At 37.2% G+C, this 16,533-nt stretch carries 18 protein-coding genes; 17 read left to right on the top strand and 1 reads right to left on the bottom strand.

Translation table 11 applies throughout. The features are described from left to right. Nucleotides 1-87: 87 nt before the first annotated feature. The 14 genes from buk to BAMA_RS03805 all read left to right on the top strand — a co-directional run bounded on the left by buk (nt 88) and on the right by BAMA_RS03805 (nt 12,747). The gene (gene buk / locus BAMA_RS03870) at nt 88-1,191 is read left to right on the top strand and encodes a butyrate kinase (protein WP_034636151.1); all 1,104 of its coding nucleotides are present in this window, start codon (nt 88-90) and stop codon (nt 1,189-1,191) included. A gap of 5 nt (nt 1,192-1,196) precedes the next feature. Then, nucleotides 1,197-2,618, top strand: a complete 1,422-nt coding sequence (lpdA, locus tag BAMA_RS03865; RefSeq protein ID WP_034636150.1) for a dihydrolipoyl dehydrogenase — start codon at nt 1,197-1,199, stop codon at nt 2,616-2,618. A gap of 28 nt (nt 2,619-2,646) precedes the next feature. Beyond that, nucleotides 2,647-3,648: a thiamine pyrophosphate-dependent dehydrogenase E1 component subunit alpha gene (locus BAMA_RS03860; protein WP_034636149.1), complete on the top strand. Its 1,002-nt coding sequence runs from the start codon at nt 2,647-2,649 to the stop codon at nt 3,646-3,648. A 13-nt stretch (nt 3,649-3,661) separates the two neighbouring features. Next, nucleotides 3,662-4,645 carry a 3-methyl-2-oxobutanoate dehydrogenase subunit beta gene (bfmBAB, locus tag BAMA_RS03855; RefSeq protein ID WP_034636148.1) on the top strand — a complete coding sequence of 328 codons (984 nt, stop codon included), beginning with the start codon at nt 3,662-3,664 and terminating at the stop codon, nt 4,643-4,645. A gap of 15 nt (nt 4,646-4,660) precedes the next feature. Further along, entirely contained in the window at nt 4,661-5,968 is a 1,308-nt protein-coding gene (locus tag BAMA_RS03850; RefSeq protein WP_034636147.1) for a dihydrolipoamide acetyltransferase family protein, read from the top strand. Nucleotides 5,969-6,221: 253 nt separating this feature from the next. After that, nucleotides 6,222-6,926 (top strand): DUF421 domain-containing protein, encoded by a 705-nt coding sequence (locus BAMA_RS03845; RefSeq protein WP_034636146.1) that lies wholly within the window; start codon nt 6,222-6,224, stop codon nt 6,924-6,926. Nucleotides 6,927-7,001: 75 nt separating this feature from the next. After that, nucleotides 7,002-7,463, top strand: a complete 462-nt coding sequence (locus BAMA_RS03840; RefSeq protein WP_034636144.1) for an NUDIX hydrolase — start codon at nt 7,002-7,004, stop codon at nt 7,461-7,463. 89 nt (nt 7,464-7,552) lie between these two features. After that, a complete protein-coding gene (locus BAMA_RS03835; RefSeq protein WP_162176053.1) occupies nt 7,553-7,966 on the top strand; it encodes a BrxA/BrxB family bacilliredoxin in 414 nt (137 codons plus the stop codon). Nucleotides 7,967-8,626: 660 nt separating this feature from the next. After that, nucleotides 8,627-9,403, top strand: coding sequence for a transporter substrate-binding domain-containing protein (locus BAMA_RS03830; protein ID WP_034636140.1), 777 nt, complete (start codon nt 8,627-8,629; stop codon nt 9,401-9,403). Between the two features lie 36 nt (nt 9,404-9,439). Next, nucleotides 9,440-10,099, top strand: coding sequence for an amino acid ABC transporter permease (locus tag BAMA_RS03825; protein ID WP_034636138.1), 660 nt, complete (start codon nt 9,440-9,442; stop codon nt 10,097-10,099). Then, nucleotides 10,092-10,814: an amino acid ABC transporter ATP-binding protein gene (locus BAMA_RS03820; RefSeq protein WP_034636136.1), complete on the top strand. Its 723-nt coding sequence runs from the start codon at nt 10,092-10,094 to the stop codon at nt 10,812-10,814. Before BAMA_RS03825 ends, BAMA_RS03820 begins: the two co-directional genes overlap by 8 nt. Before the next feature lie 101 nt (nt 10,815-10,915). Beyond that, on the top strand, nt 10,916-11,887 hold the full coding sequence (locus BAMA_RS03815; RefSeq protein ID WP_034636133.1) for an aromatic acid exporter family protein: 972 nt from the start codon (nt 10,916-10,918) through the stop codon (nt 11,885-11,887). Between the two features lie 13 nt (nt 11,888-11,900). Further along, the gene (locus BAMA_RS03810; RefSeq protein WP_034636129.1) at nt 11,901-12,482 is read left to right on the top strand and encodes a L,D-transpeptidase; all 582 of its coding nucleotides are present in this window, start codon (nt 11,901-11,903) and stop codon (nt 12,480-12,482) included. 28 nt (nt 12,483-12,510) lie between these two features. After that, the gene (locus BAMA_RS03805; protein WP_034636122.1) at nt 12,511-12,747 is read left to right on the top strand and encodes a DUF3894 domain-containing protein; all 237 of its coding nucleotides are present in this window, start codon (nt 12,511-12,513) and stop codon (nt 12,745-12,747) included. A gap of 21 nt (nt 12,748-12,768) precedes the next feature. Here BAMA_RS03805 and prli42 read toward each other — a convergent pair whose 3' ends face one another. Next, the gene (gene prli42 / locus BAMA_RS25085; RefSeq protein ID WP_265182702.1) at nt 12,769-12,849 is read right to left on the bottom strand and encodes a stressosome-associated protein Prli42; all 81 of its coding nucleotides are present in this window, start codon (nt 12,847-12,849) and stop codon (nt 12,769-12,771) included. Nucleotides 12,850-13,107: 258 nt separating this feature from the next. Here prli42 and BAMA_RS03800 point away from each other — a divergent pair, with 258 nt between their 5' ends. From BAMA_RS03800 to BAMA_RS03790, 3 genes are all read left to right on the top strand, one after another. Further along, nucleotides 13,108-13,674, top strand: coding sequence for a GNAT family N-acetyltransferase (locus tag BAMA_RS03800; protein ID WP_034636119.1), 567 nt, complete (start codon nt 13,108-13,110; stop codon nt 13,672-13,674). Nucleotides 13,675-14,022: 348 nt separating this feature from the next. After that, nucleotides 14,023-15,141: a tripeptidase T gene (locus tag BAMA_RS03795; RefSeq protein ID WP_034636116.1), complete on the top strand. Its 1,119-nt coding sequence runs from the start codon at nt 14,023-14,025 to the stop codon at nt 15,139-15,141. A gap of 153 nt (nt 15,142-15,294) precedes the next feature. Beyond that, nucleotides 15,295-16,533, top strand: coding sequence for a DNA polymerase IV (locus tag BAMA_RS03790; RefSeq protein WP_034636113.1), 1,239 nt, complete (start codon nt 15,295-15,297; stop codon nt 16,531-16,533).

Genomic DNA, 16,533 nt, shown 5'->3' with positions numbered 1-16,533 from the left:
TTGATAAGTAACAGTAAACTAAGAAAGGGACGGTCTTTCCAACGTGGAAATGACCGTTACCTTTTAACAAAAGTGGAGGGAGCAACAGTGTCCGGAAATCGAATCCTTGTTATAAATCCTGGTAGTACATCTACCAAAATTGGTGTTTTTGATAATGAAAGAGCAGTATTAGAAGAAACAATTCGTCATGACGAAGAACAGATTGGAAAATATAAACGTATTATTGATCAATATGAGTTTCGTAAAGAAACAATTCTAGAAGTTCTTCATTCTCATGGCATCAACATTTCAAAGCTAAGTGCTGTTTGTGGCCGCGGTGGGTTACTTCGTCCGATTGAAGGTGGCACTTATACTGTAAACGAAGCAATGCTAGAGGATTTGAAGAATGGATACAGTGGTCACCACGCTTCTAATTTAGGCGGTATTTTAGCATATGAAATCGCATCGGGATTAAATATTCCAGCATTTATCGTTGATCCAGTTGTTGTTGATGAAATGGCAGATATTGCACGCATTAGCGGTATTAAAGGTATGGAGCGTAAAAGTATTTTCCATGCGCTTAACCAAAAAGCAGTTGCTCGTAAAGTAGCAAAACAACTAGATCGTAAATATGAAGAGTTAAACCTATTAATTGCACATATGGGCGGTGGTATTACAGTTGGTGCTCATAAGCAAGGAAAAGTTATTGATGTAAATAACGGTTTAAATGGTGAAGGCCCATTTAGCCCAGAGCGTGCAGGGACAGTACCAGTTGGACAACTTGTTGAAATGTGCTTCTCAGGTGACTATTACCGAGATGAAATGCTGAAAAAACTTGTTGGTCAAGGTGGTCTTGTAAGTCTACTTGGGACAAATGATGCAATTAAAGTAGAAAACATGGTAGAAGATGGCGATCCAGAAGCGACGCTTGTATATACAGCAATGGCATACCAAGTTGCAAAAGAGATTGGTGCAGCGAGTGCAGTGCTTCACGGGAAAGTTGATGCAATTGTATTAACTGGTGGACTTGCATACAGCAAAATTCTTGTTGATGAAATTAAAGAACGTGTTCATTGGATTGCAGATGTAATCGTACATCCAGGAGAAGATGAATTACAAGCATTAGCAGAAGGTGCACTTCGTGTATTACGTGAAGAAGAAGAACCGAAAGAATATGTGGCATTTGAAAAAGAAACAGTAGCTAGGGGTTGAGAGATATGGCAAAAGAATACGATTTAGTCATCGTTGGCGGCGGTACAGGTGGTTATGTTGCTGCAATTCGTGCTTCGCAATTAGGATTGAAAACAGCACTTGTTGAAAAAGATAACCTAGGCGGAACTTGTCTTCATAAAGGTTGTATCCCAAGTAAAGCATTACTTCGTAGTGCTGAAGTATTTGCAACAGCGAAAAAAGGTGAAGAATTTGGTGTTGTTGCAAGCAATGTAGAATTAAACTTTGCAAAAGTACAAGAGCGCAAAGAAAAAATTGTAACGCAGCTTCATAAAGGTGTACAGCATTTAATGAAACAAGGGAAAATTGATGTATATGAAGGAATCGGTCGTATTCTTGGACCATCTATTTTCTCACCAATGCCAGGAACGATTTCAGTGGAACTTACAAGCGGCGAAGAAAATGAAATGTTAATCCCGAAAAACGTAATTGTTGCAACGGGTTCTCGTCCAAACTCTTTACCAGGTTTAGAATTAGACGGTGAGTACGTCATGTCATCAGATCATGCACTAGCTATGGAAGCGCTTCCGGAGTCTATTATTATTGTAGGTGGCGGTGTTATTGGTATCGAGTGGGCATCTATGCTTGCTGACTTTGGTGTAGACGTAACGGTACTTGAGTATGCAAAACATGTATTACCACTAGAAGATCAAGATGTTTCAAAAGAAATGCAACGTCTGCTTAAGAAAAAAGGAATTAAAGTTGTAACAGGTGCAAAAGTATTACCTGAAACATTAGTGAAAGACAATGGCGTAACAATTCAAGCAGAACTAAATGGTGAAAATAAAGAATTTAAAGCTGAAAAAATGTTAGTGTCTGTTGGTAGACAAGCAAACACACAAAATATCGGCTTAGAAAATACAGATATTGTCGTTGAAAAAGGTTATATCCAAACAAACGAATATTATCAAACGAAAGAATCACACATTTATGCAATCGGTGATGTAATTGGTGGATTGCAACTTGCACATGTGGCTTCTCACGAAGGAATTGTCGCAGTTGAGCACATTGCTGGAAAAGAAACGATGCCAATCGATTACACAATGGTATCAAAATGTGTATACAGTAACCCGGAAGTTGCTTCTGTTGGTTTAACTGAACAAGAAGCAAAAGAGAAAGGTTATAAATTAAAGGTTGGTAAATTTTCATTCCGTGCAATCGGAAAAGCACTTGTATATGGAGAATCTGACGGCTTTGTAAAACTTGTTGTGGACGAAGAAACAAATGATATTTTAGGCGTTCACATGATTGGTCCACATGTAACGGATATGATTTCAGAAGCAGGTCTTGCAAGAGTACTTGATGCAACACCGTGGGAAGTTGCACATACAATTCATCCGCATCCATCATTATCAGAGGCAATCGGTGAAGCTGCATTAGCAGTTGATGGAAAAGCGATACACGCATAAAGGAAAATGGATTTAGGAGGGTGTTAAAATGGCTGAAGTAAAAGAAAAACGCCATGTCGAGCTTGGCTTAAGCGACGAGCAAGTATTAGAAATGTACCGTACGATGTTACTCGCACGTAAAATTGATGAGCGTATGTGGTTATTAAACCGTGCAGGAAAAATTCCTTTCGTAATTTCTTGTCAAGGTCAAGAAGCTGCACAAGTTGGAGCGGCATTCGCACTAGATCGTGAAAAAGACTATGTACTTCCATATTACCGTGATATGGGTGTTGTATTAACATTTGGAATGACAGCGAAAGAATTAATGCTATCAGGTTTTGCAAAAGCAGAAGATCCAAACTCTGGTGGTCGTCAAATGCCAGGACATTTTGGACAGAAGAAAAATCGCATCGTAACAGGTTCTTCACCAGTTACAACACAAGTACCGCATGCGGTAGGAATCGCACTTGCTGGTCGTATGGAAAATAAAGATTTAGTAACGTTTGTTACATTTGGTGAAGGTTCTTCTAACCAAGGTGATTTCCATGAAGGTGCGAACTTTGCTGGTGTTCACAAATTACCTGTTATCTTCATGTGTGAAAATAACAAATATGCAATCTCTATCCCAGTTGAAAAACAACTAGGTTGTAAAAATGTATCAGACCGTGCAATTGGTTACGGTATGCCAGGATACACAATCGATGGAAATGATCCACTTGAAGTATATAAAGCAGTAAAAGAAGCGGCAGATCGCGGTCGCCGTGGTGAAGGTCCAACATTAATTGAAACAATTTCTTACCGCTTAACGGCGCACTCTAGTGATGATGATGATCGTGTATATCGTGACCGTGAAGAAGTAGAAGAAGCGAAGAAAAATGATCCAATCTTTACATTTGCAAACTACTTAAAAGAAACAGGTGTGTTAACAGAGGAATCTGAAAAACAAATGTTAGATGAGATTATGCATCTTGTAAACGAAGCAACAGACTATGCAGAAAATGCTCCGTATGCAGAAGCGGAAACAGCATTAAAGCACGTATACGCAGAATAAGGGGGAACGTTTCATGGCTGTAATGTCTTATATTGACGCAATTACATTAGCAATGCGTGAGGAAATGGAACGCGATGAAAAAGTATTTGTATTAGGAGAAGATGTTGGTAGAAAAGGTGGCGTATTTAAAGCGACAAATGGTTTATACGATCAGTTTGGCGAAATGCGTGCGCTTGACACACCACTTGCAGAATCAGCAATTGCTGGGGTTGCAATCGGTGCAGCGATGTATGGCATGCGTCCAATCGCAGAAATGCAGTTCGCGGACTTTATTATGCCAGCTGTAAACCAAATTGTTTCAGAGGCTGCAAAAATTCGTTACCGTTCAAATAACGACTGGACTTGTCCAATTACAGTTCGTGCACCATTTGGTGGCGGTGTACACGGTGCTTTATACCACTCTCAATCTGTAGAAGCGTTATTTGCGAATCAACCAGGTTTAAAAATTGTTATTCCTTCTACACCATACGATGCAAAAGGGTTATTAAAAGCAGCGATTCGTGATGAAGATCCAGTATTATTCTTTGAACATAAGCGCGCATATCGCTTAATTAAAGGCGAAGTGCCAGAAGATGATTATGTATTGCCAATTGGAAAAGCAGATGTAAAACGTGAAGGTGATGATATTACAGTTATCACATACGGCTTATGCGTTCACTTTGCACTACAAGCGGCTGAAAAATTAGCACAAGATGGTATTTCAGCTCACGTTCTAGACTTACGTACTGTATATCCATTAGATAAAGAAGCAATTATTGAAGCGGCTCAAAAGACAGGTAAAGTTCTTCTTGTAACGGAAGATAATAAAGAAGGAAGCATCATGAGTGAAGTATCTGCGATTATTGCAGAGCATTGCTTATTCGACCTTGACGCACCAATCGCGCGTTTAGCAGGTCCGGATGTACCAGCAATGCCATATGCACCAACAATGGAGAAATTCTTTATGGTAAATCCAGATAAAGTTGAAAAAGCAATGCGTGAACTTGCTGAATTTTAATCGGGGGGACTATACATGGCTGTAGAAAAAATTACAATGCCTCAACTTGGGGAGAGTGTAACAGAAGGTACAATTAGTAAATGGCTTGTGTCGGTTGGCGATCATGTTAACAAATACGATCCACTTGCAGAAGTTATGACAGATAAAGTAAACGCAGAAGTACCATCTTCTTTCACAGGAATTGTGAAAGAGTTAATCGCGGGTGAAGGTGATACGCTTGCTGTTGGAGAAGTTGTTTGTACAATTCAAGTTGAAGGTGCAGATGAAGTTGCAGCAACAACTGCTGAAGAAAAAACAGAAGAAGCAGCAAAAGAACCAGCAGCACCAGTAGCTGGGAAAGCACCAAAAGCGAAGCAACCAACGGACGGAAAACCACGTTTCTCACCAGCAGTATTAAAGCTTGCAGGTGAGCATAACATTGATTTAGATCAAGTAGTTGGAACGGGAGCAAACGGCCGTATTACACGTAAAGATATCTTAAAGGTAGTCGAATCTGGAAATATTCCACAAGCAGGTGCAAAGAAAGAGGTAGCAGTTGTATCAACGCCAGCGCCTCAAGAAGCACCAAAAGCAGCACCAAAGGTAGAGGCAGCAAAACCTGTTTCTGTACCGACAGTACCTGGCGATATCGAAATTCCAGTAACAGGTGTGCGTAAAGCAATTGCTGCAAACATGTTACGTAGTAAACATGAAGCACCGCATGCTTGGATGATGATTGAAGTTGACGTAACAGAGCTTGTTTCTTACCGCAACTCAATTAAAGGTGAATTTAAAAAGCGCGAAGGCTTTAATTTAACGTTCTTTGCTTTCTTCGTAAAAGCAGTAGCACAAGCATTAAAAGAATACCCACAAATTAATTCGATGTGGGCTGGCGATAAAATTGTTCAAAAGAAAGATATTAACCTTTCGATCGCAGTTGCAACAGAAGACGAGTTATTCGTTCCAGTTATTAAACATGCTGATGAGAAAACAATTAAAGGAATCGCTCGTGAAATTACAGAGCTTGCAGGAAAAGTACGTACGAAGTCATTAAAAGCGGACGAAATGCAAGGTGGTACATTCACAATTAACAACACAGGATCATTTGGTTCTGTTCAGTCTATGGGTATCATTAACTACCCTCAAGCTGCTATTTTACAAGTTGAATCTATCGTGAAACGTCCAGTAATTATGGATAACGGTATGTTTGGTGCACGTGACATGGTAAACTTATGTTTATCTCTTGATCACCGTGTATTAGATGGATTAATTTGCGGTAAATTCTTAGGACGCGTAAAGGAAATTCTTGAAAATACATCAGCAGATAATACATCTGTATATTAAAAAAAAGCTCGCCAATTGGCGGGCTTTTTTTGTTGTTTTTACATAAAGTGAAACTTCACTCAGTGGGGTGTTCTTCATCCCCCACTGAGTGTTAGTTGAACCAATCGGGCTTTTACGGGCTGTTAATCTCCCACCTAAACTTCTTCGCTTTTTCTTAAGTTTTGAGGTGGGAGTTTTACAGCCCGTTAATGCGGGATAAACATTCCTCCAATAAACAAACACTATTTATGCAGTTAAAAGAGGGGGATTATGTATGAATTTTCATTTACTTGAAGGAGCGCATCATCTTTCAAATATCGAATGGGTACTACGCGCAGTGTTAGCCTATATATTTTTAATGATTATTGGAAAAGCAATGGGGCAACGTTCTATTGCTCAGTTTCGCGTTTTAGATGTTGTACTTGTTTTATTGTTAGGGGGAAATGTATCAAATGCATTGTCTGATGAAAAAGTTGGACTGCTCGGTTCTATGATTACAACATTTGTTATTGTTATGCTTCATATTGCAAATTCGATTGTTGCGTTAAAATGGGACATGTGGAGACGTTTTTTAGAGCCTGCCCCTATCATTCTTATTCATAATGGCCATATTTATTTTAATAATTTAAAGAAAGCACGTATTACAGTAGAATATTTATTTGCTGAACTACGTGTACAAAATATTGCAGATGTCAAAATGGTGAAAATGGCATTATGGGAATCAAGTGGTCTCGTTTCCGCTTTTTTATATGCAGAGCATGAACCTGCTACAAGAAAGGATATGAAGATAGAAAGTAGCGCTCAAACTGTTCCATTTGTTGTGATAAAGGAAGGGAACATTCAGCAGGATAGCTTAGCTTTGTTAGGAAAGACGGAAGGATGGATAAAAGAAGCGATGCAAAGCATCTCACCTATAGAAGACGTAAAGTTAGCAACATTAGATGCAAGTGGAGAAATAAAAGTTATTGAGAAGGAATAAAGCCGTTACGCGCATTACAATCTTATACATATGATAAAATGATATGGACAATCATTAGGAGAAAGGTATGTTACGATGGGATATGTAGAGGAATTACGAAAAGAGGTTGGCCATCGTCCTTTAATTTTAGTTGGTTCAGCTGTTCTTGTTTTAAATGAGAAAGAAGAAGTATTACTTCAGCAAAGACAAGAACCATATGGAAAATGGGGACTGCCTGGAGGGTTGATGGAGCTTGGAGAATCACCGACAGAAACTGCAAGGCGCGAAGTGTACGAAGAAACGGGTATTGTAGTGAACGATTTACAGTTAATCGATGTATTTTCTGGAGCGGGTTATTTGATCAAGCTCGCAAATGGTGATGAATTTCAAAGTGTAACAGTTGCATACTATACAAAGCATTATGAAGGAACGATTCGTGTGAATACAGAGGAAGCGATAGAACTTAAATTCTTTCCTATTACAGAACTACCTGAGTATATTGTAGGATCGCATAAAAAAATGATGGAAGCGTATCAAAAAATGAATCAGAGTAAGTAAGTTTACTTGTATTTATAAAAGGCTTACTGGTAAGATACGAATAGATATATATTTGAGGGGGTAACGTTTTGATTAACTTTAACTTTTTTATGAATGATGTTGTTCGTCAAGCGCGCGAAGAAATCGTTGCAGCTGGCTATACAGAGCTAACAACACCAGAAGCTGTAGATGAGGCATTACAAAAGAAAGGTACGACACTTGTAATGGTTAATTCTGTATGTGGTTGTGCAGGTGGGATCGCTCGTCCAGCAGCAGGACACGCTGTTCATTATGATAAGCGTCCGGATCACCTTGTAACAGTATTTGCTGGACAAGATAAAGAAGCGACGGCACGTGCACGTGAATATTTCGAAGGATATCCGCCATCATCTCCATCTTTCGCTCTTTTAAAAGATGGTAAAATTGTAACGATGGTAGAACGTCATGAAGTTGAAGGTCACGATCCAATGCAAGTTATTGAGAAGCTACAATCGTCTTTCGAGCAATATTGTGACGAAGTATAAAATAGTATGTAAAAGCCGCTGAGTGGTTATGCTCAGTGGCTTTTTTATTTATACATATTGTGTAAAAATGTAAGCGTCAAACTGTTCCTACTTGCTGTAACTAGAAGACTGTTATGTTGGCTACTTGGTGGGTTACCTTTTAACCAAAAACAAGGACATCAAGAAGTTCGTGCTTAAACAATCATATAACAGTGAAATTTTTGTCTAATGGTGAAGGGTTTTGGTTAGATATTACGAATATATATAATCATGAATACGACTATGAACACTAACAATAGAAAGTTATTTATTACCCACTAAAGTATGAATAATTATTATGAATAGTCATTATGGTTGAAAGGAATGTTATAGCAATGAATGATAACAATCAAACAATTGTAATAAGAGGAACTCATTATACTAGAAATAGGAATTAAGACTAATCGTAAATAGATTTTAAAATTACAAAAGATGTTAAATCTCCGCAATTACATAAATACTTGAAGGAGATTATTTCGTTATTAATTTAAAATATGGGGACAATTTGAAGATTAAATAAAAATACCAATATATGAATTTTTATTTTATTTATTGCATAAAAATAAAAGTGCTGGTACAATGCATATAACGAATAAAAATTCTATATAACTTATAAAAATTCATTTATCAGGGGGAAGAAAGATGAAGAAAGTATTTAGTAGTATCGTTGCACTTATCATGATTATTTCTATGTTTACAGCATGTAGTAAAAGTGAAACAACTAGTAGTAATGAAGAAAAAACATTAGTCATGGGGACGTCAGCTGACTATAAACCTTATGAATATATAGATGCAAAAAAGAGTGAAGAGATTATTGGATTTGATATTGATGTAATGAATTACATTGCAAAAGAATTGGGTTATAAAGTGCAAGTGAAAGACATGGAATTTAGTGGATTATTAACAGCTTTAGAGGCAGAAAAAGTAGATTTCGTTATGGCTGGTCTTACACCAACGAAAGAACGTGAAAAAAATGCGGATTTTACGGATGCATATTTTGTCGCAAAAAATGTTGTGATCACAAAGAAAGATGCTAATATTCAAACACTGCAAGATTTACAAGGGAAAAATGTAGGTGTACAAACTGGATCAACGCAAGAGGAAAGGGCGAAAAAGTTACAAAAAGAAGTAAAGTTCCAGCTTGAAGGGCGTGACCGTATTCCAGAACTGATACAGGAAGTACGAGCAGGACGTGTGGAAGCAATTATTTTAGAAGAAACTGTTGCGAAAGGGTATTTACAAAAAGAAAAAGAGTTAAAGAAAATTGAAATTTCAGAAGTAGCAGAAGAACCAGGTACAGTTATTGCGTTGCCAAAGGGAAGTGAATTAACAGAAGAATTTAATACAGTTATTAAAAAGATGCAAGAAAATGGAGAAATGGAGAAATTAGTGAATAAGTGGTTTGGCGGCGAGCAATAGGCCGCTTTTCCACTTTCAGAGGGGACTGAATATGAAATGAACTTAGACTTTTCGCAAATTATGCCATCCGTACCATACATTCTAAAAGGGTTAGAAGTAACGTTAAAAATTGTCCTTGCTTCAGCTGTGTTAGGTTTTATTCTTGGTACGTTATTAGCGCTTTGTAAAATTACAAGAATAAAAGTTTTAAATGTTCTTGCTGATTTTTATACTTCAATTTTTCGCGGGACACCACTTGTATTGCAATTAATTATGATTTATTACGGAGTACCACAGTTAATTGGATATGAAATTCAGCCGTTTGTAGCTGCTGTATTAGCATTTAGTTTAAACTCAGGTGCATATATGTCGGAAGTTATTCGGGCAGGCATTCAAGCAGTTGATAAAGGACAAACAGAAGCAGCGATGGCACTTGGCATTCCTTATCATAAAATGATGCGCCAAATTATTTTACCGCAGGCGATGAAAAATATTTTACCAGCACTTATTAATGAATTTGCAACGTTAACGAAAGAATCAGCAGTTGTGACAGTCATTGGCGCAACAGATTTAATGCGCCGCGCTTATATTGTTGGTGGTGAAACATTATCATATCTTGAGCCACTCTTATTTGTTGGGATGATCTACTACATTCTTGTTATGATTCTTACATTTATTGGGAAAGTAGTGGAAAGGAGAATGAAGCAAAGTGATTAAAATTAACAACCTTCATAAGTCATATGGAAATAATGAAGTATTGCAGGGGATTACGACAACAATTGAAAAAGGAGAGGTTGTTGCGATTGTTGGACCGTCTGGATCTGGAAAATCGACATTGCTTCGCTGCATGAATTTATTAGAAACACCAACAAGCGGTGACGTTTGGATTAATGAAGATGAAGTGACAAGTCCAAAGGTTAATATTATGAAAGTACGTGAGCACGTTGGGATGGTCTTTCAACATTTTCATTTATTTCCGCATATGAACGTATTAGAAAATGTTACGTATGCTCCTATTACAGTAAAGGGTGTTCCAAAAGAAGAGGCTATAAAAAAAGCAGAGCAACTGTTAGACAAAGTAGGATTGCTTCAGAAAAAAGATGCATACCCAAATCGCCTTTCTGGTGGACAAAAGCAGCGTGTGGCTATTGCAAGAGCACTTGCAATGGAACCAAATGTAATGTTATTTGATGAACCAACATCAGCATTAGATCCTGAGATGGTAAAAGAAGTATTAGATGTCATGAAGTCTCTTGTAACAACAGGAATGACGATGGCGATTGTGACGCATGAAATGGGATTTGCAAAAGAAGTGGCGGATCGAATTTTATTTTTAGATGGTGGAAAGCTTGTAGAGGATACAAACCCAGAACAATTTTTTTCAGCACCGAGCAGTGAGCGTGCACAGCAATTTTTACAAAAGGTGTTGTAACATGTAAAGATTACGTGAATAATAAGGCGGAAAGGATGACATGGTGTCATCCTTTTTTTATACTGTAAGTATATAGCTTATACATATAGAGAGGTACATACATGTTTAAAATTGGATATCGTACAGTGAAAACAGCTGCCGGCGCGGCATTAGCAGTTTTAATCGCGCAGCTTTTTGATTTGCAATTTTATAGTTCAGCAGGTATTCTCGTTATTTTATGCGTTCAAAATACGAAGAAAAAATCATTGGAAGTTTCTGTGCATCGTTTTTTAGCATGCGTACTTTCGATGGCATTTTCGTTTGCAATATTTGAAACGATTGGTTATACACCAATCGCAATTGGATTGTTATTACTGCTCTTTATTCCAACGGCAGTGATGTTTAAAATTCAAGAAGGGATTGTAACGAGTTCAGTTATTGTGATGCATATCTATTCACTGCAAGACATTACGTGGGGAATTGTTTGGAATGAAATTGCAATTTTAACAATTGGGATTAGTGTAGCATTACTTATTAATTTATATATGCCAAGTGTCGAAAAGGATTTAAAAGAATATCAGCAAAAAGTAGAACGTAATTTTAAAACGATTTTATTTGAGATGGCTGTCTTTGTTCGAAATGGTGAAAGTAATTGGGATGGAAAAGAGCTTTTGCAAACAGAGGAGTTACTCATAAAAGCGAAAGAAGTTTCATTTCAAAAGCTTGAAAATCAATTTATGCGTGAAGATGATTATTACTACCGTTATTTCACGATGAGGATGCAACAGTTTGCAATTTTAGAGAGAATTATGCCTCTTGCTGCATCAGTATCGTGGGCGTATGAACATTCTCATATGGTTGCCGATATTATTGAAAGTGTCGGTAATGCAATCCGTCCCGAAAGTACTGGAGTTATATCATTACGTCAATTACAAGAAATGCGAGAAGTTTTCCGAGAAATGCCTCTTCCAAAAACACGTGAGGAGTTTGAGATGCGCGCGAAGCTTGTACAACTTGTCTATGAAATTGAACAATATTTACTCATTAAAAGTGAGTTTAGAGGGAAGTATAACTTACAAGAACTTATTGAGTAGGAAGGGATGAACATTGCCATATCTTCTTTCATTTTTATTGTTTATTTCTATATCCCCGATTTGGCCACTTGGTAATAATCCGCGTGTTGGGGATCCGTTTATTATTGTCAATAAGCAAACGAATCAGCTTGCTTATATTGATGATGGGAAAATTCAACGTATTTTCCCAGTGGCAACAGGAAAAACAAATGATTTAACGCCAGAAGGAACATTTGATGTTGTGGTGAAAGCAAAGGATCCTTATTATATTGCGAAAAATATCCCAGGAGGTTCTCCATTAAATCCACTTGGTTCAAGGTGGATTGGCTTTAATGCGCGAGGAACAGATGGGCGTAAATACGGAATACATGGTACAAATATGCCAAGCTCTATTGGAAAATACATTTCGCAAGGGTGTATTCGCATGCATAAACAAGATGTAGAATATTTATTTGATCAAATTCCGCTTGGAACAAAAGTATCGATTGTAAGATCGAGTAAATCATTTTTACAACTTGCAAAAGAAAAAGGGGCAATCGCATACGAAAAAGCGTCAACATTGGATGTTGGCGCTTTTTCTTGTCTTGACATGTGTATATATAAATGTGTAATTTAAATATATACTTAAAAAGGAGGTTGCTTATATGCACATGATAAAGAAACTACCATATATTCAGTTCATTATAGGGCTTTTGTCAATTGTCACATTTATATTAGCAACTTTCCATGTGTTACCGTTTGTATTAACAGTTTTTTTCATTGCGTTTTTAAATTTTACATTTGCATTTGGTGCGTTTTATAAACGGCTTTATCATAGTTTTGTACTAGGGATTATGTTGGGGTTTGCATTTTTGATTGTAGGAATGGTTTTAATAAAATAACAAGGGCTACGTAGCCCTTGTTTATGAAAACATATATATGCCAGTAAACAATGTTGTAACAAGCATTGAAATTAGCATGATGTATACCATAATTTTTTGCATTTTTTTATTCATAAGTAGTTGATCCTCCTTGTGAATCTTTACTATTTTATTTTATCGGGAAATGAAAGTGAGGACAAGGGTGGATATTGGAATTGAGAAAAAATCGTTTTTTCAAATACGACAGGATTTTTCATAAAGAATAGAGAAAAGAGAAGGATACACTACTCGTGGTTTTTATTTAAGTATGTTAAAGAATAAAAAGTAGGATAAATAGTTTGTGACTATTTATCCTACTTTTTCTATCAGGGGGCGCTACATATGATGGATACATATGAAACGAAAAGGTTAGTATTAAAGAAATTAGATGAAACATATGCCAAGCAAGTACTTTCTTATTATGAACGAAATCGAGAATTTTTACGAATATGGGAAGAATATAGACCGGACGAATTTTTTGCGTTAGACCATCAAAAGGAACGTTTGCAAAGAGATGAAAAAGATTTTGCAGCAGGGACTAAAATAAGATTGTGGGTTTTTAAAAAAGGCGATGAACAAAACATCATCGGTTGTATTTCATTTAATCTTATTGTACGGGGAATCTATCAATCATGTACGCTTCAGTATAAGTTAGATAAAAATGAATTAAATAAAGGTTATACGACAGAAGCGCTCCAAGAAGCAATTCATCTTGCATTTCATGAATTTGATTTACATCGCATTGAAGCTCCGATTATGCCTCGTAACGAAGCGTCAATTCAAGTGGTGACAAAGTTAGGTTTTCAATATGAAGGTGTATCACGAAAAATGCTAATGATTAATGGTATTTGGGAAGATCATATGAGATGGGTATTGTTAAATGACGAAGTAACAAACAAAGTCATATGACTCTGTTAAATAGAAACAAGAGCTTACTTTAGCTACTACTATGTATATATATCCAGTTTGACCATGTAACACAATAGTAGCTGCTACGTATATAAGAATGACAAACGTACTCATTTCATCCATTTGTTGTAACATAGCGCGCGGTAGGAAAAGGCCCTGACCGCTACTGCAAATGGAGGAACCCACTTTTCTACCGAAAAAGAAGAGGGTTTGTTAGTTTTTTAACTTGCATTCATATATATAGGATAATCGTTCTTATTAAAAAAGAAAGATTGCACTCTTTCGAAACTTTTGAGAAATTCTGTTATAATAGGTATGTTACATACATAATGCAGGAGGACTGTTCTCATGATTAATCAAGAGCGTTTAGTAAATGAATTTATGGAACTTGTGCAAGTGGACTCTGAAACGAAATTTGAAGCGGAAATTTGCAAAGTATTAAAAGAAAAGTTCACTTCCTTAGGTGTTGATGTATTTGAAGATGACACGATGGATGTGACTGGTCATGGTGCTGGTAACTTAATTTGTACATTACCAGCTACAAAAGAAGGGGTAGATACAATTTACTTCACTTCTCACATGGATACAGTTGTTCCGGGGAAAGGAATTAAGCCTTCTATTGAAGATGGTTATATTGTAACTGACGGTACAACAATTTTAGGTGCAGACGACAAAGCAGGATTAGCTGCAATGTTTGAAGCAATTCGTATTTTAAAAGAAAACAATATTCCGCACGGTAAAGTTGAATTTATCATTACAGTTGGAGAAGAATCAGGCCTTGTTGGTGCAAAGGCACTAGAGCGTGAACGTATCACAGCTCAGTACGGTTATGCATTAGACAGTGATGGAAAAGTTGGAGAAATTGTTGTTGCAGCTCCAACACAAGCGAAAGTCAATGCGATTGTTCGCGGGAAAACAGCTCACGCTGGTGTAGCACCAGAAAAAGGTATATCAGCAATTACAATTGCAGCGAAAGCAATTGCAAAAATGCCATTAGGTCGTATTGATTCTGAAACAACAGCAAACATTGGCCGCTTCGCAGGTGGTACACAAACAAATATCGTTTGTGATCATGTAGAAATTTTTGCTGAAGCACGATCTTTAGTAGAAGAAAAAATGTTAGCGCAAGTAGAAAAAATGAAAGATGCGTTTGAAACAGTGGCAAAAGAGATGGGCGGACAAGCTGATGTTGATGTACAAGTAATGTACCCAGGATTCAAGTTCCAAGATGGCGATCACGTTGTAGAAGTCGCAAAACGTGCAGCTGAGAAAATTGGTCGTACACCATCCCTTCACCAAAGTGGTGGTGGCAGTGATGCAAACGTAATCGCAGGTCATGGTATTCCAACAGTAAACTTAGCGGTTGGATATGAAGAAATTCATACAACAAACGAAAGAATGCCTGTTGAAGAATTAGTAAAAACAGCAGAAATGGTTGTTGCTATTATTGAAGAAGTAGCGAAATAATATGATGAAACCGCATGGATATTCCATGCGGTTTTTTTATTGTGTAAATTTTTTATATGAGATATGTAGCTCACGAATTTCCAGGGAATATTGCTTTTTCAAAATCCTCTTGATAAAATAAGAACAAACGTTCTTGTGTTAGGGGTGGTAAACTTGCGTGAAATGTATCCGAAAAATGGACGTGTTATTTTACATGTGGACATGAATTGTTTTTATGCATCTGTTGAAATTGCACACGATTCATCATTAAAAGGTAAGCCACTTGCAATTGCTGGGAAAGCAAAAGAGCGAAAAGGAATTATCGTCACATGTAGCTATGAAGCGAGGGAGAGGGGAGTCAGGGCAACGATGCCGGTTTGGGAAGCAAAACGGCTTTGTCCAGAACTCATTGTGAAGCATCCAAACTTTGATTTATATCGCGAAACTTCGTTTTCATTATTTCAAGTACTTGCAAGGTTTACAGAGAAAATCCAACCAGTGTCAATAGATGAAGGGTATTTAGACATTACAGATTGCTATGGTCTCGGTTCTCCGCTTGAAATTGCACAAATGATTCAACATGCTTTATTAACAGAGTTACAACTCCCTTGTAGCATCGGCATTGCACCAAATTTATTTTTAGCAAAAACAGCTTCAGACATGAAGAAACCACTAGGAATTACAGTGCTACGGAAACGGGACATTGAAGTGTTACTGTGGCCTCTTCCTGTTGAAAAAATGCATGGTGTTGGGAAGAAGACGGCAGAGAAATTACATGCAGTCGACATTTTGACCATTGGTGATTTAGCAAAAGGAAACGAGTATAGTATTCGGTCTACTATCGGCAATCATGGGTTAGATTTAAAAAAGCGTGCGAATGGAATAGACGATAGAGTTGTCGATCCATCGCAAATTGGTCAATATAAGACGATTGGAAACTCAACGACACTTCAGAAAGATACTGATGAAGAAACGGAATTGTTACATATAGTAGAGAAGTTAGCAAAGTCTGTTAGTAGGCGTTTACAAAAACGGTCATTCGTTACATATAATGTACAAATTACGATTAAATACTATAATCGGCGTACAACTACGAGAAGTCAACAGCTTCAAAACTCTATTTCTGAAGCTGCGCATATATTTCAAGCAGCAGTACGATTATGGAAGAAACACTGGGATGGTGACCCAGTTCGTTTACTTGGGATTACAGCTTGTGAGTTGCAATCAAAAACAGAGGCAGTGAAACAACTTGATCTTTTTTCATTTGAAGAAGATGCAAAACAAGAACCCTTGCTTGCGATTATGGAAAAAATGAATGAAAAATATAATGCTCCTGTCATTCAACGAGGAAGTGAGCTAGTACAGAAGAAAGAATCATCATTTCAAGAACGATTAGAAAAGAAATGGTTATGA

Origin of the sequence: Bacillus manliponensis (assembly GCF_000712595.1) — a bacterium.
GTDB classification, from domain to species: Bacteria; Bacillota; Bacilli; order Bacillales; family Bacillaceae_G; genus Bacillus_A; species Bacillus_A manliponensis.
Note: the sequence above shows the minus strand (reverse complement) of the source record. Positions and strands in the feature narration are given on the sequence as shown.